At 38.3% G+C, this 26,137-nt stretch carries 19 protein-coding genes; 10 read left to right on the forward strand and 9 right to left on the reverse strand.

Going from position 1 to position 26,137, the window contains the following annotated elements:
- Positions 1–727: 727 nt before the first annotated feature.
- Positions 728–1,183: an rRNA maturation RNase YbeY gene (gene ybeY / locus BM107_RS11350; RefSeq protein WP_090983361.1), complete on the reverse strand. Its 456-nt coding sequence runs from the start codon at positions 1,181–1,183 to the stop codon at positions 728–730.
- Positions 1,184–1,320: 137 nt separating this feature from the next.
- Positions 1,321–4,638, reverse strand: a complete 3,318-nt coding sequence (locus BM107_RS11355; protein ID WP_090983363.1) for a DUF4175 family protein — start codon at positions 4,636–4,638, stop codon at positions 1,321–1,323.
- 452 nt (positions 4,639–5,090) lie between these two features.
- On the opposite strand from BM107_RS11355, the gene BM107_RS11360 reads away from it, so the two are divergent.
- Positions 5,091–6,596 carry a family 16 glycosylhydrolase gene (locus BM107_RS11360; protein WP_090983365.1) on the forward strand — a complete coding sequence of 502 codons (1,506 nt, stop codon included), beginning with the start codon at positions 5,091–5,093 and terminating at the stop codon, positions 6,594–6,596.
- A 109-nt stretch (positions 6,597–6,705) separates the two neighbouring features.
- Positions 6,706–9,075, forward strand: coding sequence for a phosphocholine-specific phospholipase C (locus BM107_RS11365; RefSeq protein ID WP_090983367.1), 2,370 nt, complete (start codon positions 6,706–6,708; stop codon positions 9,073–9,075).
- A gap of 149 nt (positions 9,076–9,224) precedes the next feature.
- Here BM107_RS11365 and BM107_RS11370 read toward each other — a convergent pair whose 3' ends face one another.
- On the reverse strand, positions 9,225–9,794 hold the full coding sequence (locus tag BM107_RS11370; RefSeq protein WP_090983369.1) for a DUF2911 domain-containing protein: 570 nt from the start codon (positions 9,792–9,794) through the stop codon (positions 9,225–9,227).
- A 118-nt stretch (positions 9,795–9,912) separates the two neighbouring features.
- Positions 9,913–10,098 carry a hypothetical protein gene (locus tag BM107_RS11375; RefSeq protein WP_090983371.1) on the reverse strand — a complete coding sequence of 62 codons (186 nt, stop codon included), beginning with the start codon at positions 10,096–10,098 and terminating at the stop codon, positions 9,913–9,915.
- Positions 10,099–10,333: 235 nt separating this feature from the next.
- On the opposite strand from BM107_RS11375, the gene BM107_RS11380 reads away from it, so the two are divergent.
- From BM107_RS11380 to BM107_RS11400, 5 genes are all read left to right on the forward strand, one after another.
- Positions 10,334–10,960: a TetR/AcrR family transcriptional regulator gene (locus BM107_RS11380; RefSeq protein ID WP_090983373.1), complete on the forward strand. Its 627-nt coding sequence runs from the start codon at positions 10,334–10,336 to the stop codon at positions 10,958–10,960.
- Positions 10,957–12,276, forward strand: coding sequence for a TolC family protein (locus BM107_RS11385; RefSeq protein WP_090983375.1), 1,320 nt, complete (start codon positions 10,957–10,959; stop codon positions 12,274–12,276). Before BM107_RS11380 ends, BM107_RS11385 begins: the two co-directional genes overlap by 4 nt.
- A gap of 8 nt (positions 12,277–12,284) precedes the next feature.
- Positions 12,285–13,322, forward strand: coding sequence for an HlyD family secretion protein (locus BM107_RS11390; protein ID WP_090983377.1), 1,038 nt, complete (start codon positions 12,285–12,287; stop codon positions 13,320–13,322).
- A gap of 8 nt (positions 13,323–13,330) precedes the next feature.
- A complete protein-coding gene (locus BM107_RS11395) occupies positions 13,331–14,878 on the forward strand; it encodes a DHA2 family efflux MFS transporter permease subunit (RefSeq protein WP_090983379.1) in 1,548 nt (515 codons plus the stop codon).
- 262 nt (positions 14,879–15,140) lie between these two features.
- Positions 15,141–17,726, forward strand: coding sequence for a phosphoenolpyruvate carboxylase (locus BM107_RS11400; RefSeq protein WP_090983381.1), 2,586 nt, complete (start codon positions 15,141–15,143; stop codon positions 17,724–17,726).
- 412 nt (positions 17,727–18,138) lie between these two features.
- Here the strand turns inward: BM107_RS11400 and BM107_RS11405 are convergent, their stop codons facing one another.
- From BM107_RS11405 to BM107_RS11425, 5 genes are all read right to left on the reverse strand, one after another.
- Positions 18,139–18,387: a DUF6952 family protein gene (locus BM107_RS11405; protein WP_010599336.1), complete on the reverse strand. Its 249-nt coding sequence runs from the start codon at positions 18,385–18,387 to the stop codon at positions 18,139–18,141.
- Positions 18,387–18,695, reverse strand: a complete 309-nt coding sequence (locus BM107_RS11410; protein ID WP_090983383.1) for a thioredoxin family protein — start codon at positions 18,693–18,695, stop codon at positions 18,387–18,389. The genes BM107_RS11405 and BM107_RS11410 overlap by 1 nt, the downstream gene beginning before the upstream one ends.
- Positions 18,696–18,709: 14 nt before the next feature.
- Positions 18,710–19,342: a peroxiredoxin gene (locus BM107_RS11415; RefSeq protein WP_090983385.1), complete on the reverse strand. Its 633-nt coding sequence runs from the start codon at positions 19,340–19,342 to the stop codon at positions 18,710–18,712.
- A gap of 345 nt (positions 19,343–19,687) precedes the next feature.
- Positions 19,688–22,072 carry a S9 family peptidase gene (locus BM107_RS11420; RefSeq protein ID WP_166672349.1) on the reverse strand — a complete coding sequence of 795 codons (2,385 nt, stop codon included), beginning with the start codon at positions 22,070–22,072 and terminating at the stop codon, positions 19,688–19,690.
- Positions 22,073–22,226: 154 nt separating this feature from the next.
- On the reverse strand, positions 22,227–23,402 hold the full coding sequence (locus BM107_RS11425) for a hypothetical protein (protein ID WP_090983387.1): 1,176 nt from the start codon (positions 23,400–23,402) through the stop codon (positions 22,227–22,229).
- 132 nt (positions 23,403–23,534) lie between these two features.
- Here BM107_RS11425 and BM107_RS11430 point away from each other — a divergent pair, with 132 nt between their 5' ends.
- The 3 genes from BM107_RS11430 (at position 23,535) to BM107_RS11440 (ending at position 26,055) form a co-directional block, all read left to right on the forward strand.
- A complete protein-coding gene (locus tag BM107_RS11430; protein ID WP_090983390.1) occupies positions 23,535–24,932 on the forward strand; it encodes an aldehyde dehydrogenase family protein in 1,398 nt (465 codons plus the stop codon).
- A 125-nt stretch (positions 24,933–25,057) separates the two neighbouring features.
- Positions 25,058–25,582 carry a YfiT family bacillithiol transferase gene (locus BM107_RS11435; protein WP_090983392.1) on the forward strand — a complete coding sequence of 175 codons (525 nt, stop codon included), beginning with the start codon at positions 25,058–25,060 and terminating at the stop codon, positions 25,580–25,582.
- Complete coding sequence (locus tag BM107_RS11440; protein WP_090983394.1) at positions 25,579–26,055, forward strand: DUF6265 family protein; 477 nt, start codon at positions 25,579–25,581, stop codon at positions 26,053–26,055. The genes BM107_RS11435 and BM107_RS11440 overlap by 4 nt, the downstream gene beginning before the upstream one ends.
- Positions 26,056–26,137: the final 82 nt, after the last annotated feature.

Raw genomic sequence — 26,137 nt, forward strand, 5'->3', positions numbered from 1 at the left:
GGACAAAAAAATAGCAGCCAGAATGAACTAGCTGCTACCTAAAATTGTAACTTTATTTATTATTAATCCTGTATCAAAATTTCAGGACTAGTCAACTCTAAAACTAAACTTTATCTTGAATAATGGCTAAGAATAATGACTTATGCCCGTTATTATATCGTTGCTTTTAAAATGAGACTTTAATAATTGGGAAATGTTGCAGAGAGGTTCACAGGATTATACCAGTAGTGTATAATTATCGACGAACACCAGTATCATTTAGACGAACAGAATAACTAGATAGGCGTATTTTGTAAAAAAAATGACTTATAACCTGAACTCGATAATTATTTAATTAAAATACTTCCTTATAAACGACCCATACCTGGCCGATTCGTCATGCTGAACTTGTTTCAGCATCTTTTTAGCAGGAAAGACCCTGAAATGAATTCAGGGTGACGGCCTCTTAATCAAATAACGGATATAAGCTAACGAGAGACAATTTAATAATCGAACTCAGATTTATAGGTAAAGATTTCGCTGGGCTATCATTGACAGACTCCAATAGAAAAATCGTCATTACGAGGAACGAAGTAATCTTAATGCGCACGGCTAGTAGCGATCGTTGTAAGATTGCTTCGTCGGCTGAAAAAGCCCTCTCGCAATGACGATGCCTCTTGGCCTTTCAATTTGCTAAATTATTTGTTATTGCTATTGGTTTTTGTACAATAAATTATTCAGCACGATATTAAAATGGGAGGGGGGGGTAAACTAATCCAAATTCACTTCGATATGCCAAATATTCATCTTCCTTTTGTGTCATAAGGGTTTTTGCAGCTTTTCCTTTGTCTTTATAACCCAATAGGTGCAGAGTTCCGTGAATCATAATGCGGCAAACCTCATCAAATGCTGAAGTTTTATAGATTTTAGCATTTTCTTTTACACGTTCAATACTAATGAATATATCACTTATGATTAGTTTTTCTTCTTCAGAATTATCGAAGGTAATGATATCCGTATAGGTATCGTGATTTAAATATTGTTGATTGATGCTTAAAAGATATTCATCACTACAAAAAATGAAATTAAGTTCCTGCAATTGATACCCTTCCTTTTCTATAGTAGCTTTAACCCATTTTTTAATTTTTAATTTTTGAGGAAGGCTATAGCTAATGGATTCGGTAAAAAAAGAAATTGCAGGCATACTGTAGTGTTTAATGGCTGCAAATTTAAGAAATATATTTTCGTCATTTCGAGCGGAGTGCAACGAAGTGGAGAAATCTTTCTGTCTTAGTCTCTCCCTAACGTTGGGACTGCTCTTCAATTGAGATGACGAGCATATCATCGCTCTACATTCAACGATTTTAAATATTCTGCTATCTTATTTTTATAATAATAATTTAAACCAGGAGGAATTTTCTGCAGTATATCACTGCCATTTTGCTGCTGTTTTTTAAATTGATCCAGCATTTTTTGATAGGATGGAGGAAACTCTTTTGCTGCCTTACTTTCCCGTTTCGAATCTTCTTCCTGATCGCGCTCTGCTTTCTCTGCTTCTAACAATTTGGTCAGGAGATCTTTTTGTCGGTTTAAGGTTTCCTGTTGTAGACGTTTGTTTACCAGATCACTCTCCGTCTGTTTCATTTCTTTAATGGCCTCATTTAGGTTACCCAACTTACCGGTGCCGTCTTTATTTTCTTCACGGTTAAGTTTTTCTAAAGCCTGACGGATCATTTGTTGTTGCTGAGCCATTTTACCAAATTCCTGGCTCATTTGTCCTTTACCAACCGTACCTTGATTACCGCCTTGTTTTTGCAGCTGTTCACGAGCCTTTTGCATGCTCTTATTTAGTTGTTCCTGCATTTGCGACAGTTGTTTCATACCCTGCTTTTGTTTTTTCCCACTACCGCCTTTGCTGTTTTTCTGCATATTTTGCAATTGACTTAGTGCTTCGCTTAACATTAAAGTTAAATTATTGATAGAAGTCATGGTAAATTGCTGGAAACGGTTAGCTTCCGCTGTTCTTCTGTCGCCTAGATTTTCTAAGCTTTTATCAAGGTTAAAATTAATTTTATTCATTTCCTCGTTAACAGTGGATTCTATCTGCGGAACGCGTTTACTTAAACTATACAAACTGTCAGAAATGGTTTTAAGATTATCTTTAATGCTTCGTTGTTTTTGAACGTTGCTGGTATAAGATGGGTCAGTTGCAGACATTTTCTTTAAAGCGAGCATTACTTTTTCCTGATCAAAAGAAGTGGTCAGCAGGTTTTCAAGTAGTCGTCTCAGTTCCTTAGCATTCAGGTTATTCTCCATTTCTTCGCCCTGCTGCTGCATTTCACTCATCTTTTTAGAAAGTTTTTCCATCTGCTCACCTGCTTTTTGCTGCTTCTGGCTTCCACTTTTAGCGTCTTTTTTATCCAGGGCATCTTTACTGTCTTGCTGATCTTTTTGTATATCCTGAATCTCCTTTTCCGGGTTTTCGAAAGGATTTGGCCGGTCTAAGGATTTATTTTTTTCTTCCAGTTTTTTCAGGTCATCCTTCAGGTCTTTCATCTCCTTATTTAGTGCATCCTGTTTCTGCTTTAAAGATTCATAATCTTGCTTTTTATCTTTTGTTTGCTGTGAAAGTTCTTTTTGTTGTTTTGCCAACTCATTTAGCCGGTCAATGTCATTTTGCAGATTCTGCTCAAATTCCAGCTGTTTATAAAGCTCTAAAATCCTGTCAAGTTCGTTTTTAAGGGTTTTATTGTCCAATTGCATTTTTGACAGTTCATTCTGCGTCTGATCTTTATTTTTCTCATTCATCAGGGCCTGAAGTTTTTGCAAAAGTTCTTTTGTTTTGTCATCCAATACATGGTCAAACAAGTCTTTGATCTGTTTTTGTTTTTCTATAAGTTCTTCTGTCTGTTTTTGATCCTGTTGTTGCTGGATATTTTTATCATTTTGCGCTTTAATCTCCTTCATGGCCTCATCCAGTTGCTTCTGTTTATCTAGAAGGGCTTCAATCTGTTTTTTATCTTCAAAAGATATCTGTTTTTTATCAATAAGGCTTTCGGCTACTTTTTTGCTTTCTTTTTCGATCGTGTTGGCCAGGCGTATGGCCGATTGCACTTTCTGCTTTAGCGCCTGATTGCTTGCATTTACCTGTTCGGCAGATTCTTTTTTAGTTGGCTGTTTAAAGGTTTTAATTTCAGATCGTGTAACCTTGGCACCATTTACGCCATCATTATCGGCTACTTCAAAATAATATTCAATTTCCTGACCAGGTTTGGCGGCAACAACTTTTAAATCCCAGAAATAAAAAAAAATATTTGAAGTCGCATTACTTTTAATGGCAATGTTTTTGGTAACGGTACCAACAATACGGTTATTTTCTCTGAGGTTGTATTTAAAGCTCAAGCGGCTAAATCCGTAATCATCAGTTACCTGTCCGCTAAAATATAATACTTTGTTGCTAAGAGAATCCTGCTTTTCTTCTACATTAATCTGTGGAGCCTGATCTTTGAATACCGTAATCTGATGCGAAAGAGAATCTCTTATGGTAACATATTGATTTTTTGGGATGATGTTATATCTTGAATTGTTTTTGATAGTAGCCCTAAAATGAGCCACATCATTATTGATTTTAAGCAGGTTTTCGGCTCCATTAAGCATAAACAGGACCTGGTCGCTTTTTTCAGTCTTTAAGCTCCACGTTACTTTGGTACCTTCGGGAAGGAGCAGATCTCCTACATTATCAACCGATTCTGTATTTTTGCCCAAATAAGCAGGATAATTTAATGTAGCTGTGGCATTGAGCAATTCCGGGCGAGGTTTAACGGTAACGGTAAACACGGCAGAACTAAAACCACCGCCTTTGAAAATCAATTTTTTATCATTCTGGATATTTTTGATACTATAATTAAACTTGTTAATGCTTTCTTTTTCCAATTTATAGGTGTTCTTGCCATCTTCTACATAAATCTCTGCAGGAAGTTCATCACCGGTCAGTTTTAGGTTCAGTGTTAAATCATCACCTTGTGTAGGGGTTAAACTTTTATTTAAAATGGTAAAGCTGAATGGCGCTTTTGGGGCAATATATTCATCGTACCGAAAGAAACTGTTTGTACCGTCGCGTAAAATTGTGGGCGCTATAATGGCAATGAGCAGGATGATGGATAGGGGGACAAAAAGATATTTTAAATATTTCCGGTTATCGTTAATCTTAACTGCCGTGTAAAATGGAACGGGCCTGAGTTCAATAATCTTTTGATCAATGCTGGCCATAATAAGGCGGTTATTTTCAGGATTTTTCTCCGCTAAATGATGAAGCTGCAGCGTATTCAATAATTTATCCTTAATATCGGAAAAGTGATTTCCGATGATAACCGATGCTTCATCCAAAGTAAGGTGTTTGCCTAATTTTAGCATGGCAAGCAGTGGCTTAACAATTAAAAAGCCGACCAGCAATACACCTGTAAGCAGATAAGCAAAAAATACAAAGGTTTTAAAGCCAGCTGTTGGGTTCAGGTAATAAAGGCTTAAAAAAACAATGAGATACAGGGCCAGAAGTATGGCCGCTGCATAAATGCTGCCCCGCAAAATTTTATTCAGGTAAAACTTGCGGATAAACTCATCTATCTTCCGCAACAAATCGTTGTAATTATTGCTCACCATATCTCCGTAAATGTAAAAATTGTTCCAGTCAATTAAAAGGAAAGTATTTACGGTAACGCGTTTATTTCAAATTGTTTATTATCCAGGTAAGCTTTAATAAAAAAGGATATTGAACTCAGGCCTGGGTTTGAAATAGTAAATGTAAGAATGGGGTTCTTTCTTGAAGATCAGAAGTTTTTAGCCCCGAACGTAGCGGCATCCCTGTAGCACGGTGAAAGGATAAGGTGTATTACGGAAAAAACCTTTAATAGCCGTACCAGCTTAGCGCTCCAAAAACATCGTTTTTATAAAAGGAAGCATGCGACCAAGGTTTCTGCAACAAATTATGATCACATTAAACACGCGTTAATTTGAAAATCTTTATCTTGTTATATTAATACAAAGGTTACATAGATTTTAAACGAGTATTCTGATAAAAATCTACTTTTGGCTTTTTGTATAATCATGCCCATATGAAACGAATTCTTATTTCTACACTAATGTTATTCTTTTTTACTGCTTCTTTCGGCCAGAAATTTAACTGGAATAAAAATCAGGTAATTGCTCACCGTGGTGCGTGGAAGAAAAACAATTTTCCTCAAAATTCCATTGCTTCATTAAATGAAGCCGTAAAACTGGGTTGTTATGGTTCGGAATTCGACGTATGGATGACGGCAGATAATATTCTGGTGGTTAACCACGATCCCGAGTTTCAGGGTTTAACCATCGAGAAGGTAAATTATGCAGATCTGTTGACCAAAACCATGAGCAATGGTGAAAAAATTCCAACATTGGAAGCTTATTTATTAGCAGGTAAAAAACAGAAAACCACCAAACTGATTTTGGAAATAAAACCCTCATTGATCAGCAAAGAACGTGGTATCGAGGTAACTAATAAATGCATAGAAATGGCTAAGAAACTAAAAGTAACTGATTGGGTTGAATACATCAGCTTTGATTACGATTACTGCAAACGCATTTTAACTTTATTGCCAAATGCAAAAGTTGCTTATTTAAAAGGTGAAATTAGTGCTGAGCAGATGAAGGCAGATAAATTAACGGGTGTTGATTACCATTATAGTGTTTACCAAAAAGATAATTGGATTGAAAATGCGCAAAAATTGGGTTTAACGGTAAATGCATGGACGGTAAATACGGTGCCTGAAATGCAGTGGTTATTGGCCCACAATGTAGAATACATTACCACCAACGAGCCTGAATTGCTTTTTGACGAGATTAAAAAAACACCGTTTGCCCAGGGATGGAAGTTAAAATGGGCAGATGAATTTGACGATGCCGGATTGCCTTTAACTAAAAACTGGGGCTACGATGTAGGTGGCAGAGGCTGGGGGAATAACGAGCTGCAATATTATACCGATGCCGATACTGCAAATGCAGTTGTTAAAAAAGGAAACCTGAATATTATAGCGCTAAAAGCTGATAAGGAAAACAGGAACTACACTTCAGCGAGGTTGGTAACCAAAAATAAATTCGATTTCAAATACGGTAGGGTTGAAGTCCGTGCAATGTTACCTAAAGGCAGAGGCTTGTGGCCTGCCATATGGGCGCTTCCAACGGATTCGAAATATGGTAGCTGGCCCAAGAGTGGCGAAATCGATATTATGGAACATGTAGGTTACGATCCTGACAGCGTTCATGGAACCGTACACACTGAAAAATTCAACCATGTAATTCATACACAGGTAGGTAAGGCCCTAAAGGTTAATAATCCGTATACTGCATACCACGTTTATGCGATAGAATGGTTTATCGATCATATCGATTTCTTTATCGACGATCAAAAATACCTCACTTTTAAAAATACCAAAAATGGGCCTGGCGACTGGCCATTTGATCAGAACTTCCACCTGATTTTAAATGTGGCTGTAGGCGGCAATTGGGGCGGAAAAAACGGAGTGGACGATGCTGCTTTCCCTGCCACAATGAAAGTGGATTATGTAAGGGTGTTTCAGAAGTAATTTAATAGTTCATTATCTATTGTTCGGTTAACTGAATTGCAAACTGTCAACTGAAAAGTGCTAATTGAAAACTAGAAATGCAGTATCTAAGCTATAATTGTTAAATTTTATGGACTCGCGTAGAGAATTTCTAAAAAAAGCGGCTTTGTTTGCCGGAGCTACGGGCATCGCCAGCAATTTACCCAGTTCGGTATTAAAAGCGATGGCCATAAACCCTGAACCAGGCAGTACATTTTATGATGCGGAACACATTGTTTTTCTGATGCAGGAAAACCGTTCTTTTGATCATATGTTCGGTACAATGAAGGGTGTACGCGGATTTAACGATCCACACCCGCACATTCAGCCCGATGGCAATAAAGTTTGGCTACAAAAAGATGGACAGGGTTATACTTATGCCCCCTTTCATGTCGACATTAATAAAACAAAAATTACCTGGCAGGGTGGCTTACCACACTCATGGAACGATCAGGTAGCGGCGCGCAACGGTGGCCGTTACGATAAATGGCTGCCTGTTAAAACACCAATGACCCTGGCATATTATGACCGGAATGATATTCCTTTTTATTATGCCATGGCCGATGCTTTTACCATTTGTGATCAGCATTTTTGCTCATCATTGACCGGAACAACGCCTAACAGACTATTCTTTTTTACAGGTACTATTCGCGGAGAAAAAAGTGCCAATCGGATTGCAGTGGTGAACAACGACCAGGCAGAATCTCAGAATAATGTATTCGTAGATTGGCCAACTTTTCAGGAAACGTTAGAGGATAATGGCATCGATTGGCGCATTTACCAAAATGAACTTTGGACATCAAAACTTCCGGAGGGTGAAATAGATGATTGGTTGGGAAATTACGGTGATAATCCTGTAGAATATGTGAGCCGGCACAATGTTAAGTTATCGGCTTATTTCAGAAAAAATGGCGATAATACGGTTAAACCAGCGTTAACTGCAAAAGAGGTACAAGCTAAATACGATAAACTATCGCAAAGAGAAAAAAATCTAATTGATAAAGCCTTTACCACCAATATTTCTCAAAAAGATTACTTAGAACTCGAACCCTTCACATTCAAAAATGATCAGGGAGAATCGGAAACCATAAATATTCCAAAAGGAGATATTTTTCACCAGTTCAGAAAGGATGTGGATAGTGGAAAATTACCAACTGTTTCATGGTTGGTAGCCCCTCAACGTTTTTCTGACCACACCAGTTCGCCATTATATGGAACCTGGTATGTAAGTGAAGCACTGGATATCTTAACCAAAAACCCTGAAGTTTGGAAGAAGACAATTTTTGTTTTAACCTACGATGAAAATGACGGCTATTTTGATCACCAGCCACCTTTTGTAGTTCCGAATCCTGATGATCCAGGCAGTGGAAAAACATCCGAAGGTATAAATTATGCTACTGATTTTGAAGCGAGAAAAGGAAGTCCGATAGGTTTGGGTTACCGTGTTCCATTGATCATTGCCTCCCCATGGAGCAAAGGTGGTTTTGTAAACTCGCAGGTTTTTGATCATACGTCATCAATCATGTTTATGGAAAAATGGCTGGCGAAGAAGACAGGCAAAACGATAAAAAGCAATAACATCAGCGATTGGCGAAGGAATATTTGCGGAGATTTAACCTCCGTTTTCAGACCATATCATGGAGAAGAAATTAAATCTCCCGAACCTTTAAAACGCGATGTTGTGGTAGCCAATATTGGTAACGCAAGAAACAAGCCTGCCCAGGTTGGTCCCACTGCATTGAATAAAACGGAAATAGATAAAATCAATAAATTTGAGTCCTTTTCACGTGAAACTTCCAGTCATGCCCCCAGGCAGGAAAATGGCACTAAACATGCCTGTGCATTGCCCTATCACTTAACGGTTGATGCAAATTTAATCAATCATGAAATTGTACTTACTTTTCAATCGGTAAAAACTTTATTTGGCAGCGAATTTGAAACGGTTGGTGCACCTTTTAACATGAATACGATTGCCAGGTTTAAAGGTGTTAAGGGTAAATCATGGGCCTATGCGGTAAAAGCCGGTGATGTATTAAAAGATACTATTAATCTGGATGATTTCGATGATGAAATTTATGATCTTACCGTAAATGGTCCGAATGGTTTTTACAGGAATTTTGCAGGTAGCAAAAAAAATCCTTCCATTATTGTTAAGGTATACCCGGAGCACGCTGGTTTGATAAGCAAAAAGCTTACAGGTAAATTGGTTTTTGCTATTGAAAATACAGGTACCAGCCTGGTTACACTTCAAATTTTAGACAACAAATATAAATCGGGAAGTCAAACAGTAAACATCAGGCCAAAATCTAATGCAAATATTTCGTTTAACCTGGCCAAAAATGCGAATTGGTACGATTTCAGTATGGTAGAGAAAGGAAATCCGACATTTAAACACCGTTATGCAGGTAAAATAGAAACCGGAGAAATAACACAAACCGATCCGTACATGGGCAACGTTTAAAATATTGCTCAAAAGAAGGGTATTCTTTGGTAGAACTTATGTTTATTTGCCTTTACATGCTATTGGTAATCGTAGGAAGATAAAAAACCGATTTAAACAAAAAGTCCCGGCTGCTATTGTCGGGACTTATATTTTTATTGCGTTTTTACTTAAAAAGTAATTGGTAATTCTACCTGGGTTCTGTCCCAGCCCATAATCAGGTTGGCTCCCCCGTTAATTTCTGTAAAGGTTAAAGAGAAGTATTCAATCGGCTTAGACAAGGTTTTCACAGGAACATTTACGCGAACAATATCTTTAGCCTGGTTGTAGGTGAAAGCACCCCATTTGTCTGTTTCGCTATTCACAATAATTGTCCACGAATCTTTGTTTGGAATGGCAAACAGGCTATAGGTTCCCGGTTTAATTTTTTTGCCACCAATGTTTACTTTTTTGAAGAAACGTACTTCAGTACTTTCATTGGCTCCAAAACGCCATACCTTACCATATTGCTCCAGAACACCAAAAATATCACGGCCTTTTTTTTGTGGACGCGAGTAAACAATTTTTATCACTGGTTTTGTCGGATCTCCGGCCTTTGCTTTAGGGGCATTTAGCGGAAAATAGACAATATCTGCCGGACTTGGATCTGCAGCAGGAAATTTAACTTCAGCAGAAGCACTTTGTTGGGCCTTAGCATTAAAGCAAAAAAGAGCGAAAACAATAATGAAGATATTTCTCATTTTTAGGCTTTTGTTTTCATTCGCGATGAGTAGTTATGATTTTACTTTTGTTGTAAAATACTAAAGCTATATCGCTTAATTATTCTGGATCCCTAAGATCTGGTTAAAGGTGCTAAAATTAGTATTTTCTTCCTTTTACGATAGCGTTTAAAAATAAGCCTGCTGTTAACAAACCTAAAACACCACCTAATAAAGCAAAAATATAGTTTTGCGTAATAATTGCTCCGGTTAGCACCCCGAAGAATAAACCTAAAGCATAATATAACCAGTTGAAATTATTGCTGCTGTTCTGTTGTACACTCATGTTTTCTGTTATTTGGAGGCAAAGTTAATATTTATTTTAAATTTTAATCAATCTGGCCAAATCTAATTAAAGATCAAATTCAGTAAAATTTGCTTTTAAAATTACTGTTTTAATAATCCCGTTCAATAAGCATTCGACCTAATAAATCTGGGTTTTATCAAGATAATGTAAAAGAAGTGAAGAAACATTTGGAAGTTAATCAATCGTTTGATTAATTTTGTACCGTTAAAAAGAAATGAAAACAGAAAAAGTAGATAAAAGACAGGCCATTCTGGAAGCAGCTGAAAAGCTGTTTTGCGAAACCGGGTATGAAGGTACCTCCACCCGGCAGATTGCGAAGGAATCTGGAGCGAATATGGCGATGATAAATTATTATTTCGGTTCTAAAGAAGGAGTTTTTGTTGAGATTATGAACGAGCGTATTGCTGGTTTTGCTTCTCAGTTGAAAATCATCAATGAAGATAAGATTTCGGCATTGGAAAAACTGCACAGGGTTATAGAAGGCTATGTTAACAGGATATTGAATAACACGGCATTTCATAAAATGATGCACCGGGAGCTTTCTTTAACCCAGAGACCAGCAATGTATGATAAAATTAAGGATGCCATGAGCCACAACATGCAGCTTATTGACCGCATTATTACCGGCGGAATTGAAGATGGTACCTTTAATAAAGTAGATGTAAGGATGGTAATTGCAACCATTATGGGTACGATAACCAATATTGTTATTGCGCCCCAAAAGGTGATCTCATGCTCCAACTTCGACCTGAACGACCCAAAAGATAAAAAAATGATTAAGGAGCGGGCAATCGCTCACTTACAAGATCTAACAACAGTTTATTTAACAACAAAAAAATGATACCCAGATCAATAAAATTAATGCTTGCGGCATCATTAATTCCAGCTGCTTTGTTTGCACAGAATAGCAAGGAATTAAATATCAACCAGGCAATAGAACTTGGCATAGCCAATAGTAAAAACCTAAAACTCTCCCAAAACAAAATCGACCAGGCAGCAGCCCAACTGGAAGTGGTTAAAGACAATGCCCTGCCAACGGCAAATGCGAGTTTTATGTACAATCATGCCGAAATACCAACCACAACTTTTGCTTTACCAGGTAGCGAATCAGCTTTTCGCCTGCCTAAAAGGGCCGATGCTTTTGTAGGTACGGCAGCGGTTCAGGAACTCGTTTATGGTGGTGGTAAATTAAAATACGCAAAAGAATCAACTAAGCTATTGGCCGAAGTTGCACGTCTGGACGCTGATAAGAGTAAAGAAGAAATCACCTATGCGGTGATCAATACTTACTATTCTTTATACAAGGTTTTACAAAGTAGAAAAGTAGTTGAGCAGAATTTAGAATCGATTGCCGCGCAAATTAAACAGGCGCAGCGTTTCTTTGAACAAGGCATTGTAACCAAAAATGATGTGTTGCGCTTTCAATTGCAACAGGCAAATGTTACGCTTACACAAATGGATATTGAAAGCAACCGTAAAGTAATTAACTATAACTTGGATATCCTTTTGGGTTTACCGGAAGATACTGAAGTTAAAATTGTTGACCCAACTGCCGGCATAAAAACATCAGGTTCATTAAACGAATACATCGGCTTGGCAATGGCTAACCGCCAGGAGCTAAAGCAACTTGATGTACAGAACAAAGTTGCTGATTTTAATATCAAAACCGTTAAGGCAAATACTTTACCTACTGTTGGTGTTGGCGCCAACTTATATTACATTAATCCAAGCGGTAATTTTATTCCGCCGGTAAACCAGTACCTCATGCCTATTACAGTAGGCGCAACGGTTTCGTGGAATTTTGGAAACCTATGGACAAATAAAAACAAAGTAAGCCAAGCCAAAATTGAGCAAAAGGAAATTACTATTCAGAAAGATATTTTATCAGATCAGGTAAAAACCGACATCAATAAAAACTTTCAAAATTACCAGGTAGCCATGAACAAAATACAGGTTTTGGAAACCTCAATTGCGCAGGCTACTGAAAACGATAAATTATTGGCATCGAAATATAAAAACAATGTGGCTTCGGTTACTGACCGTATCGATGCTGAAACGCTATTATATCAGGCAAAAATAAACTTGGAGATAGCAAAGGCAGACGCAGGTTTGGCTTACTATACTTTATTAAAATCAACAGGAAAAATAACGCAATAAATACGGCAATGACAACTGAAAAGAAAAAAAAGAACATAGTAGTACCCATCATTTTAGGTGTTTTACTAGTAATAGGTATAATCTTCGGGATTGTAGAATGGAATTATTATAGCAAACACGTGGATACAGACGATGCACAGATTGATGGTGATATTAGTCCTGTTGTTGCGCGTGTTGGCGGTTATGTAAAAGACATTAATTTTGAAGAAAATACGCATGTAACCGAGGGGCAGGTTTTGGTTAAACTTGATGATAACGATTACAAAGTAAAATTAGAGCAGGCTCAATCCGGTCAAAAAGGTGCTACTGCAGGTGTGGGTGTGGCGCAATCTCAAATTGCTGCAACAGAAGCCAATACCAGTACTGCAAAAGCAAACGTAGCAGCAGCAAAAGTTAAATTAAATCTTGCACAAAAAGATTATGACCGTTACGCCAATCTGATTAAAGACGGATCGATCACCCAACAGGCTTTCGACCAGGCAAAAGCAGCTAAGGAATCAGCACAAGCGGCTTACCAGGCAGCGGTAGATCAGTATAATGCAGCGGTTAAACAAGTGGGTACCACCCAATCGCAACTGGCGGTTAGCAGTAATGTAATCAGCCAGCGCCAAAGTGATATCGATTTTGCAAAGCTTCAGTTATCTTATACCGATATTAAAGCTCCTGCAACCGGTATTGTTTCTAAAAAGAATGTACAAAAAGGACAATTGGTTCAGGCAGGTCAGTCTTTATTCTCTATCGTAAACGACGGAAGTATTTATGTAACGGCAAACTTTAAAGAAACCCAATTGGAAAAAATTAAAGAGGGTTCTAAAGTAGAAATTGAAGTAGATGCTTATCCTGATGAAAAAATTGAAGGTGAAGTGTATAATTTTTCACCAATTACTGGTGCAAAAGGATCTTTATTGCCACCCGATAATGCTACCGGTAACTTTGTTAAAGTTGTACAACGTGTTCCGGTAAAAATCAAAATCCATCCATCAAAAGAGCTGTTGGCTAAATTACGTCCAGGAATGAGCGTTAAAGCTTCAGTATCTACTAAATAATATTAAAAATGGCCGAAGTAGGTTTAAAAAAGTGGATTATTACATTTACGGTAATCACAGCTTCATTGCTGGAGTTGATTGATACGACTATCGTGAATGTGGCAATTCCACAGATACAGGGAAACCTGGGCGCCACCCTTGAGGATGTGGCCTGGCTTTCCACCGGCTATGCGGTAGCAAACGTTATTGTATTGCCAATGTCGGGCTGGCTGGGTAACCGGTTCGGCAGGAAAAATTATTTTCTTACCTCCATTATCGTTTTTACACTCGTTTCCTTTTTATGCGGAAATGCCACCTCATTGAACGAGCTTATTTTATTCAGGGTTATTCAGGGATTGGCCGGCGGTGGTTTAATATCAACAGCACAAGCTATTCTTATTGAGACCTGGCCACGTGAAGATGTGGGTATCGCAACAGCTTTGTTTGGTTTGGGAGCGGTAGTTGGGCCAACTGTTGGACCAACCATTGGAGGATATATTTTGGATGTCAGTTCATGGCCGTGGATTTTTTATGTGAATATTCCCGTCGGAATACTCGCGGCATACTGTACCTATTCCTTTGTACGGGCTACCCCGAAAGAAGGGCAGGGTCAACCTGTCGATTGGTGGGGTATCGCTTTACTGGCAATAGCAGTAGGTAGTTTACAAACATTGCTTGAAAAAGGAGAGAGCGAAGATTGGTTTGCTACGCCTTACATTACAGCTTTGGCGGCAACATCGGTATTTGGCTTATTGCTTTTCATCTGGAGGGAAATGAGTACCGACCACCCAATTGTGAACTTTAAGATTATGCGCCACAGAAGTTTTGCTGTGGGTATGTTTACCTCTTTTATTTTAGGCTTTGGCTTATATGGCTCTGTGTTTATCTTTCCGGTATTCTGTCAAAATTTACTGGGCTTTTCGGCACTGCAAACAGGAGAATTATTATTCCCGGGTGGTTTGTGTACCATTATCATGATGCCTTTTATTGGTATTATGCTTAAAAAAGGTATTCCTGCACAGTTCATGGCTACATTTGGTATGCTGGCTTTCTTTATTTTTTGTTGGATGCTGAGTAAATCAACACTTCAATCAGGTACTGGTGATTTCTTTTTACCATTGGTAATTAGGGGGATAGGTATGGCCTTATTGTTTGTTCCGCTAACCACACTGGCTATTCAGGATTTGAAAGGACCGGAAATCGGTCAGGGTTCAGGTTTAAACAACATGATGCGCCAGTTGGGTGGCTCTTTTGGTATCGCAGCTTTAACTACCCTGATCCATATCCGTTCGGGTTTTCACAGAAGCAACCTGCTAACCAATCTTAATGAGTATAACCAACCATTCGTTGATCGTTTTAATGGTTTGATTAAGGGTTTTATGGCTAAAGGCCAGACCTTATTCGATGCGAAAATTATAGCAGCAAAGGCGATGGAAGGAATCGTAACCAGGCAAACCATGTTACTTACTTATGATGATGCCTATTGGATTGCAGGGTTGATTATGTTATTCTCCATACCTTTACTATATCTTCAAAAGTTTAAGAAAAATGCAAACATTCCTGCGGATGTGCACTAAAGTTTGCAACAAAAAGCCAAAAATAATGGCAAAAAACAAAAACAGCCGGTGTATTTTATTACATCGGCTGTTTTAACCCAAAAAATTAACAATCAATGCAATGCCCTTAAACATTGCAAATGTTCTTACTTAACCACATAGTGGCCAAATAAGATTTTAAAAATAAAATTTATTCTACAATTTTCCAAATTGTAAGCCTTAGAATTTTAATACCTTATGCATTTTTTGTAGTATTACGGTACACAAAACTATTGCGTAAACTATGCCGAAACTTCGTTTAACTACACAACGGGAATCTATTTTCAATAATGAGGTGATCTCAAAATTTGAACTGTTCAACAGTTTATTTCTAACCTTGCCTTTTTACAAAATTAAGGATACCGGGACGTTACTTCCCTTGTTTTTTAAAAGCTGTGAAGAAGGCATTGCCAACGGGGCAAAACCTGCAGAAATTATCGAAGAATTTTTCGCCAAGTATACCAGTTATACCGATCGTAAAGATATTATTGACCTTCTGTTTCGGTTTATTCAGTATATCGAAAGACAGGTGGTGCTTTTTGATGCCGTAGAAGATGCCTCGTTTACGAAGTTAAATACCACTGACGAACAGAGTACATTGTCGTTTATTCTAAATAAGAATGCCGATAACAGACCAATGTTATCAAAAATTGAAAAATTGATTGATGAACTTTCGCTCCGCCTGGTTTTAACCGCACATCCGACGCAGTTTTACCCTGGTAGTGTTTTAGCTATTATTACCGATTTAACCAAAGCCATCAGGGATAATGATCTTACCCTGATGAACTCGTTACTGCAGCAGCTGGGTAAAACACCGTTTTTCAATAAAAAATCGCCTACGCCTGTTGATGAGGCCCTAAATCTGGCCTGGTTCTTGGAAAATACTTTTTATTTTGCTGCGGCCAATATCCAGCAGGAAATAGACCAGAACCTCGACGAATATAATCTGGAAACCAAGAAAATTTTAGAACTGGGTTTCTGGCCTGGGGGAGATCGCGATGGCAATCCAAATATCCACGCTGATACGACCTTAGAAGTTTCTAAAATGTTGCGTCAAATCCTGTTCCGCTGTTATTACCGCGATTTCAGGGTGATTAAACGCCGCATCACTTTTAGAGGTGTTGAAGAAAATATTGCAAAACTGCATGATGTGCTTTATCAAAACGCTTTTGATCAAACCTGTGAGCTTCATGATATTTCTGATGAATTAAGGGATAACCTGAATAAAATCAAAGACACCTTATTGGCAGAACACGGAGGTCTGTTTGTTGATCTGGTTAATAATCTGATCCGCAAAATAGACTTATACGGCAATTATTTTGCATCGTTGGATATCCGTCAGGATAGCCGTATACTCAGGAACGTGCATGCTTATTGTCGTGAAAATAAACCAATTTCGTCATTGTATCCTGCCAATTATGATCAGCTTTCAGAAGCAGAAAAATTAGCTCTAATTTCATTTAAAGAAGCAACCGTTGTTTACGCCAGTGAAGCTGATGCTTTAACAAATGATACAATTGAGGTAATTAAAGAAATTAAAGGTATCCAAAAGCGTAATGGAGAAAAGGCTTGTCACCGTTTTATTATCAGCAATTGTCAGCAGGCGAGCGATATCCTTCAGTTGATCGAACTTTTCCTCTGGAACGGTTGGAGCAAAGATTCGTTAACTATTGATTTCGTGCCACTTTTTGAAACGGTAAACGATTTAAAGGGTGCTGCGGCCATTATGGAAACGTTGTATAGCAATCCGTTTTATAAAGCACATCTGGCTAAACGCGGCAATAAACAGCACATCATGTTGGGTTATTCTGACAGTACCAAAGATGGTGGTTATTTAATGGCTAACTGGTCTATTTTTAATGGTAAAACATCCTTATCAGCTGTTGCGGCAAAGCATAACATTCAGCTGTCCTTTTTTGATGGTCGTGGTGGCCCACCTGCACGTGGTGGAGGTAAAACACACCGCTTTTATGCTTCCATGGGGAAGGAAATTGCGAACAAGAATATGCAGCTGACCGTGCAAGGTCAAACCATCAGTTCTCAGTATGGCTCGGTTGAAAGTGCTGAATTCAATATTGAGCAATTAATCAATGCCGGACTAACGTCCGGATTGAAAGAGAAACATAATATTCTTATTGATCCTGACAATAAAGCCCTGCTTGATGAAATGGCCGAAGATAGTTATAAAGCTTTTGTTGATCTTCGCGAACACCCATTATTTGTAAGTTATTTAGAGAAATTATCTCCTCTAAAACTATTATCTCAGGCAAATATCAGCAGTCGGCCGGTTAAAAGAAACGGGGGCGGCGAGATGAAACTTGAAGATTTAAGGGCCATTAGTTTTGTTACCGCCTGGAGCATGCTAAAACAGAACGTACCTGGCTTTTATGGAATGGGAACAGCTTTGAAGAATCAGGAAAATGCCGGAAACTGGGATAAAGTAGCAAAGGTTTATGCGGATTCTGATTACCTCAAAACCATAGTGGATAACTGTATGATGAGTATGAGTAAATCAGACTTTGTGATTACGGCTCATTTAGCCAATGATAAAGAGTTTGGTGCCTTTTGGACTCAATTACACGAGGAGTTTAAATTAACTAAAGAGATGCTCTTAAAACTATCCGGACAGCCAACTTTAATGGCAAATTATCCGGTAGATAAAAAATCAATAGCTACACGCGAAAAAATTATTTTGCCATTGGTATTGATCCAGCATTTTGCTTTGGAGAAACTGCAGCACGATCAGAACGAGAAAGACCAGCATGCTTTAGAAAAGCTTGCGGTAAGAACAGTATTTGGTATTGTGAATGCTGGAAGGAATTTAGCTTAGTTAAGCCAAACCTTACAGGTTTTATAACATATTTCCAAGGTCTGTGTCATCACAGGCCTTTTTTTGTCCAATTTTGTTGTCTTTGTCATTCTTAGGGGTAATTAATTATATAAAATCAATATGAATGATAAATGTTTTTAGCGGAATGTGCCAGGAATCGTAATGCAAGCGCTTTAAGATTCCCGCCTGCGCGAGAATGACACCATACTGATAGATTCTGCCTATAATAGGCACGAAGAATCCCTGACAAAAGCTGTATAGTTGTGCGTTACCATGTGATATAGGACTTTATGGTTCCTCGGTAGCAGATTCTTGATTGCGTTCAGAATGAAGTCATTTATAAAAAAAATCCTTGTAGATCAGTCTACAAGGATTTTATATTTTGAAAAAGCCAGCTTAAAGCTTAAGACGATTATCTGTCAATCGAACCCATCACTTTTTGGCCAAAAGCATTTAATGCATCTTTTTCGGCAGCACCTTCACTTACCATCTGGTGTACTTCTAATGCACCGCAGATATTGGTAATCATTTCACCCGCCACATCAACTTCATGCTCGCTAACGCCTCTAAATTCGCAGAAAGCCTCCAAAACCTCCAAAGTGGTCTCCAGCTGAGCGGGAGTAGTGTTTTGAAATAATTGTCTTATAACCGGAATCTTCATTACTTTATCTTGTTAAATAGATCAATTAAGCCTTCTGCTTTGTTGGTTTGTACCTGGTCTACCAAAGCTCCGCCTTCAAAAGCTGCAAAAGTTGGTAAATTATCAACGTTTGCAAATTTGCGTGAGTTTGGAAGTTTTTCGGCATCAACAATCAGGAAAGCTACATCTTCATTCTCCGAAGCCAGTTTTTTAAACTTAGGTTTCATGATTCTACAGTTTCCGCACCACGATGCAGCATACTGAACCATTACCTTTGAGTGATCGGCCAGGTATTGTTGAAGATTATCTTCTGTTAATTCTAAAAACATAACGTTTTGTTTAATTAGTTAGCGGCTAAATATTCAGCTACGCCAGTTCTGTTTGCGCTCATCGCTTCTTTTCCTTCTTCCCAGTTTGCAGGACAAACTTCTCCGTGTTTCTGAACGTGAGCGTAAGCATCAATTAAACGTAAATATTCTTTAACGTTTCTACCTAGTGGCATATCATTAACACTTTCGTGGAAAACTTTACCGGTTTCGTCGATTAAGTAAGTCGCTCTGAAAGTTACGTTAGAACCAGAAAAAGATTCATTTCCTTCTTCATCGTAGTTAACTTCCTGATCTAAAATATCTAAAATGCCTGATAGTTGTCTGTGGGTATCTGCTAAGATTGGATAAGTAACACCTTCAATACCACCATTATCTTTTGGTGTATTTAACCAGGCGAAGTGAACTTCGTTGGTATCGCAAGATGCACCAATAACGATTGTATTTCTTTTTTCAAACTCAGGTAAAGCAGCTTGGAATGCGTGTAATTCTGTAGGGCAAACGAAAGTAAAATCTTTTGGATACCAGAATAATAACACTTTGCTATTTTTGTTTACAGCTTCTTCAAATACGTTGATTTTCAAGTCATCACCCATGTCTGACATTGCATCAATACTAACACTTGGGAATTTTTTACCTACTATTGCCATAATTTTTTGTCTTTAATTTTTGTTGGCACAAAGGTAAGGCTAAAACAGTTGCCTATCAACACCGTTAGGTTAATAGTTAATTGTATTTATTGATAAGGATATAGACGAAAACTATAATGTTGTTTTGAAGTATAGTATGGTTCTATTTCAAAGATTACGTCATTTCGAGCGGAGTGCCCGGGAGTTGGGAAATCTCTTAAGGATACTTTTATGCTTACCATTAATAAGCTCCAATAAAAAGCCCGTCAATTGCGAGGCACGAAGCAATCCTAAAGCGCACGCTGGCAGCTATAGTAAGATTGCTTCGTCGTTCCTCCTCACAATGACGACCAAAAAAATGAAAATCTACTTCTTTAATGTATTCTCGTACAATTTAAATATCCTTTTATATTCATCTGTCCAGCTGCTTGGCTCAACAAAACCATGGTCTTCTACCGGATAAACCGCAAGTTCCCAGTTATTTTTACCCAATTCGATAAAACGTTGCGTTAGGCGTACAATGTCCTGAAAGTGTACATTTACATCAACCATACCATGTGCCATTAATAAATTGCCTTTTAATTTATCGGCGAAGTAAATCGGAGAACTTCTTTTATAGGCAATTGGGTCGTTAAATGGTTCGTTTAAAATATTCGATGTATAGCCGTGATTATAGTGTGTCCAATCGGTAACTGAACGCAAAGCCGCGCCGCTGGCAAAAACATCTGGTTCGTTAAACATGGCCATCAACGTGATAAAACCGCCGTACGATCCCCCATATAAGCCTACATGCTTTGGATTAACACTGTATTTTTCGACCAAAAATTTAACTCCGTCTGCCTGATCGGTTAAATCTTTTCCACCCATATGGCGGTAAATACCGGTACGGTGATCGCGACCATAGCCCGAACTCCCGGTATAATCAATATCGATTACGGTGTAACCATTATCAGCCAGTAAATTATTGAACATAAACTCACGGAAGTAGGTACTCCAACCAAAGTGTACATTTTGTAAATAACCGGCACCGTGAACAAAAACCACAGCAGGGTGGTTAGGATGTGGATTTTCTGATTTATAGACCCTTGCATATACATCAGCGCCATAACGGTTTTTAAAAGAAACCATATCTGGCTGGCGCCACTTGTAGGAATTAAATTCAGCAGAAGTAGACTGGGTAATTTTTACGGCTTTAGCACCAACTTTATTGGGCTGAAGGTATAATTCTCCGGGTTTATCGATAAAAGAATAATTAATGGCGAGGTACTTTTCATCAGGAGAAAGGGTAATGTCGTTTAAGCCCTTCATCGTGGTAATCTGTACAAGTTTACCACCATTTACACCGATTTTAAAGAAATTGGTAATACCAGGGTGCTCTTTATTCGCTTTAATATAAAACGTATTTCTATCTTTTGATAACTGTACCGATTGTACTTCCCATTTGCCAGAAGTAAGCTGCTTTTTATCTCCGGTATTTACATTGGCTACGTAAAGGTGTGAATACCCCGTTGCTTCGCTCTGATAATAAAAACGGTTGTTATCTATCCATCCGGTATTGCCCTGATAAAAGCCACTAATGCCTGGTCCACCAATCCAGGCTTCGTCACGTTGACGGTCTATTAAGGAAAAAACCCCGGTTAGGGCATCCAGTTTTAAAATCCAGCGGTCTTTGTTGTCGGTTGAAGTGGCCACTACCATCGCCGTCGTTCCGTTATCGTTCCAAAACGGCCCAAAGAAATTTACAGGACGATCAGCATTTTTCTTTTTTAAGGTATCCAGTTCTTTCGGATAATCTTTCAGGTAATCAGGTAAATCTTTTATTCCCGGAATGGTTGAAGTTTGGATGGTATATACTGTATCCCGCTGCGTATCATAAATAAACCCCTGTGAGATATTTTCGTTTTCTCCAACTTTGGTTCTTCCCGGAATATCTTCAGTATAGCCTGAGGAAGTGATATAATTTGGAACAATGGTATTGTGGTTGTTCTGTGCAGGTGTGGTTAATTTATAAGTGATAAAATGCCCATCCGGACTAATCACCACACCATTTAAAAACTTATCTTCGGTATAAAGTTCCTTTAACGGTTTTGTATCTGAAGCAGTACCTCCAAAGCGGCCTCTTCCTCCACGGGAACCATTTTTGGTTTCGGCATTTCGTTTTTTTATAATATCAAAAAGTTCTGTCTGTTGTGCTTTTAGCCACTTATCCTGTTCGGTAGTTGCTTTGCTTTCTGCTCTTCCGGCTTTTTTGCCTTTAACAAAATTAGTGAGCTGTTTAGTCTCTGCTGATTTTAAATCTAGCATGAATAGATTATCACCCAGTTGATAAACGATGTTGCCGTTGGTCAAAAAAACCGGACTGCTTTCCCTTTCCTGCGTGCTGGTTAATCGGGTTTCCTTATTCGTCTTAAAGTTTTGTAAATAAATGTCCCCGCTTTTTTCGACCAAACCAAGGGAACGATCGTTATTATAAACGTAATTTAAACTTAATAATTTTTCATCTTCTTTTTCTACGGCTTTAACGGGTTTGGCAGCTGTTGCTGAAACCTTAAATAATTCTTCTTTGGCTTTATTTTCAGGGTTCCAGTTAAAATAAAGGGTTTTGCCGTCTGCAGTCCAGCGAAAATTATTTGGCGAAATACCCATCCATTTGGGGTCGCGCATAATTTTTTCGACAGTTAAGGGTGCCAGTTGTTGCGCAAAAGCATATTCTCCTGTGCAAAGCAAAAGGAAAAGTAAATATTTCTTCATGAATTTTAGGTTTGGATGCAATTTAGGTAAAGCACAAACTAATTTTAGAAGGAAATGGAAATGTTACAACGCCTCAGTCTTATCAGTTAACCCAAGATAAAAAAGATAAGCACAGATGAAATCTGAAATTATATCCTTAATCTGTTGATAATCATTAACGGATTACCCTACCGGTTTTATCTATATTCACAACATCGAAAGGCTTTAAGTATTCGTTTATGATTACTGCAAATTCCCGTCTGGTTAACACCTTTTTTAGGTCGTATTTAGAACTAAACTTATAATTTTTATTCCACCTTTTTTGTAATTCCGCTTTGGTAGCTTCAACTGATTTATTGCCCACATAACAAACCAGTGAAATGGTATTTTCTAAATTGATGGGGATATGTTGATGATCGTCGAACCAGATCTGGGCTTTATAATAATAATCTTTGATCGGTTGCTTAATCTCATCATACGTCACCAGTTCTTCAGGATTAAAATAGGCTTTTTTCTGTTTTATTTCGGCTTTAATGATGCCTGTTACACCAACTTTTTGAATGGCCAACCAATTAGAATCCACGGGTTTTATATCTTCAAAGGGCATTAATGCATGTTTGTAGGCCAATAATTCACCCTGTATGCTTTTTAAGTTTGAAAGGCTGGTTTTGGTGTTAAAAAATGCAGCATAAGCAGCTGTCGCCCCGGCTGCTCGTCCAATTTCAAACTGATCTTTATCAATGTAAAGCAAATTTTCCTCATCTGGGATCAATAAACTGTACAATGACAGGAAGCTTGCTCCTGCTGAGGCGACGCTTGTTACCGTCGTGCGGTAAATATTTTCGGTATAATTTAAAGTACTTGAAGAAGCCGGATTTAACGAAGCAATTTTCAATGCGCCCATCAACTTGTCCGGATTGTCTGCCAATACCAGGATCCTGGCTTTAATAGTTTTATCTTTGGCCAGTTTTATCTCCCAGCCATTTCCTGAACGTTTAATTTCGGTATAAGGGGTATTATTGATCACATTCAATAGCAGGGTGCTATCAACCGTTACTTTTAACGGCTTTTTTCTATCTGGTTTTGGTTTGGCAATGTTTAAGCTGTTTGCATTTTCGGTTTCACGCTTTAAAAAGTCCTGATAAAAAACTTTGTGGGTAGCGGTTATTTTATCTAGATCCAGCTGTTCTTTTTGGGTGAGCAGGATGGTTTTTACGCCAGATTTAAAGGATTGAAAAGATGCGGTATAAGCAGCATCACCGCTGCCGATCACTAGCACATCTGTTTTTAAGGTTTGGGCATGGATAACCAGGGGAATGATGAATGCGAAAACAAAAAACAGTCTTTTCATCTTTTATTATTAAAATTTGCTGCAATATGCTTTAAATGAATGAAATTTTAATGAAATGGAAGCATTTTAACTAAATTTAAATGGAAATTTCTGTAAACCGATTTGAGGTAAAAGACAGCAACTGTCAGAATTATGGAACAAGAGATCAAATCAGTTTTCGATTTACAGCAAAAGCATAAATTCAGTTTACGTAAAACAGACGCAAGAACGCGGATCGGCAAGTTAAAATTATTAAAACAAGCCTTAGTTAACGCTGAAGAGGTCATATTTAACGCGTTGGAAAAGGACCTGCGTAAAAACCGTTTCGAAACTGCAGTAACTGAACTTTATTTTACCTATGCAGAAATAGATCATGCCATCAAACAAATAAAGGCTTGGATGAGGCCTAAATCTGCTGGCAGAACCATGAGTAACCTGTTTGCCGGCAATAAAATATATTACGAACCCAAGGGTGTTTGTTTGATCATTGCACCATGGAATTACCCTTTGCAATTAATCATGAGTCCGTTGGTTTCGGCAATAGCAGCGGGAAATTGTGCCGTACTGAAACCGTCTGAATTAAGCGAAGCAACGGCAGGTGTAATCAGTAAATTAATTGCAGCAACCTTTGAACCAAGAGAAATCGCCTGTTTTGAAGGCGATGCTGATGTTTCTACCGCGCTGTTGAAACTTCCGTTTGACCACATCTTTTTTACCGGAAGTACGGCCATTGGCAAAGTAGTGATGGAAGCTGCAGCGAAAAACCTGACTTCGGTTACCTTGGAACTTGGGGGGAAATCGCCTGCTATTGTAGACGGAACCGCTGATATTAAAAAGGCTGCAGAAAAAATCGCCTGGGGCAAACTGGTCAATGCCGGGCAGACCTGTATTGCCCCAGATTATGTGGTGATTGAAGAAAACAGGCTAAATGACTTTGTAGAACATTATAAAAATACCGTTCAGAATTTGTTTTTTGAAGATGGAAGAATCAATAAAAAAGATTATGCCAAAATCATCAATGGTAAGCATTTTAGCCGGTTGAATAATTTAAAAGAACAGGCAATTGCTGATGGAGCACGATTGGCTTTTGGTGGCGAAATAGACGAAAAGAGCCAGACTATGCTGCCCACGCTGTTAACTTCGGTAAACGCAAAAAGTACCATTATGCAGGAAGAGATATTCGGACCCGTTTTGCCTGTGATCACTTTTAAAAATTTGCAGGAGGCTATTGATTTAGTCAATAGCAAAAGCAAACCACTGGCGCTTTATATCTTTTCGGATAAAAAACAAAATCAGGATAAGATTATTAAGGAGACCAGTGCCGGCGGAACCTGCGTAAATGATGTGTTGGTGCATATCAGCAATCCGAATTTGCCTTTTGGAGGTGTTAATAGCAGTGGGATGGGAAGTTGTCATGGTATTTTCGGGTTTAAAACCTTTTCGCACGAAAGGGCAGTGGTTTTTCAATCAAAATTTGGTGTAACCAAGATGGTTTATCCTCCTTATGGCAAAAAAATGGGTTTGTTGAAATGGCTGAAGAAATTGATGTAGATCCCGGATCTGAGAAGATGGATGTGGATTTATTGTTTAATATGCTCCCAGCTTCGTGTCCTTTGTGCCTTCCTCTCTGTGATCTTTGCGGTTAAAAATTCGAAAATTCTCCTTATTTTGGTTCTATGGATTTAGAACAGCTTAAATACCCTATTGGTCAGTTTGTTATGCCTGATATCTTTGATCAAAAACAGATTGATGCCTGGATTTCTGATATAGAGGCATTACCGGGCCAAATTAAAAAGACTACAGAGAATCTAACTGATGAAGAACTGGATCAGACCTATCGTCCCGGAGGCTGGACATTGAGGCAGGTTGTTCATCATGTTCCGGATAGCCATATTAATGCCTATATCCGTTTTAAACAGGCCATTACGGAGGATGTGCCGGTAATCAGGCCGTATTTTGAGGAACGCTGGGCAGAAACCGAGGAGGCCAGAAGTGGTGATATTAAATTGTCTATTGAGCTGTTAACGGGTTTACACCAGCGTTGGGTTGCTTTTTTAAAAACATTGAAAATCGAGGATTACCAAAGGAAATATATTCATCCGGCTCAAAATAAAGAACTTACTTTGGCCAATATGCTGGGCATGTACGCCTGGCACGGAAAACATCACCTTGCACACCTCACCAATACCATAAACAAATGAAAAGAATCTATTTATATGCCCTGATTTTAATTCTTGCCGGTTTTTATAGTAATGTTAAAGCACAAAAAAATCCATCAAAAACCTTTTCATTTGTATTGGGCTCATGGGAAATGCAAACGTCCAAAGGTAAAGTTGTGGAACAATGGGAGCAGGGTGCTGGTAAAATACTGAAAGGAAAGAGTTACCGTGTCAAGGCAAACGGAGATAGCGTACTTACTGAAACATTGCAGATCAGAAAAGTAGGAAAAGACGTTTTATATTGTTCAACTGTTGTTAACCAGAACGAAGGTAAAGAAGTTTGTTTTAAGCTTATTTCCGCAAAGGATCAGATTTATATTTTCGAAAATGCGGCTCATGATTTTCCGCAGAGAATTGTTTACCAAAACGTAGGCAGAAATGAAATGCTCGCTTGGATTGAAGGTGAATTGAATGGCAAAAGCCGAAAATCAGAGTTTAGGTATAAGCGGCAATAGACGATTCGTCATGCTGAATTTATTTCAGCATCTTTTTAGCATGAAAGAACCTGAAATAAATTACCTTCGGTGAGCTCGCTTA

The organism is Pedobacter suwonensis, assembly GCF_900111825.1.
Lineage (GTDB): Bacteria > Bacteroidota > Bacteroidia > Sphingobacteriales > Sphingobacteriaceae > Pedobacter > Pedobacter suwonensis.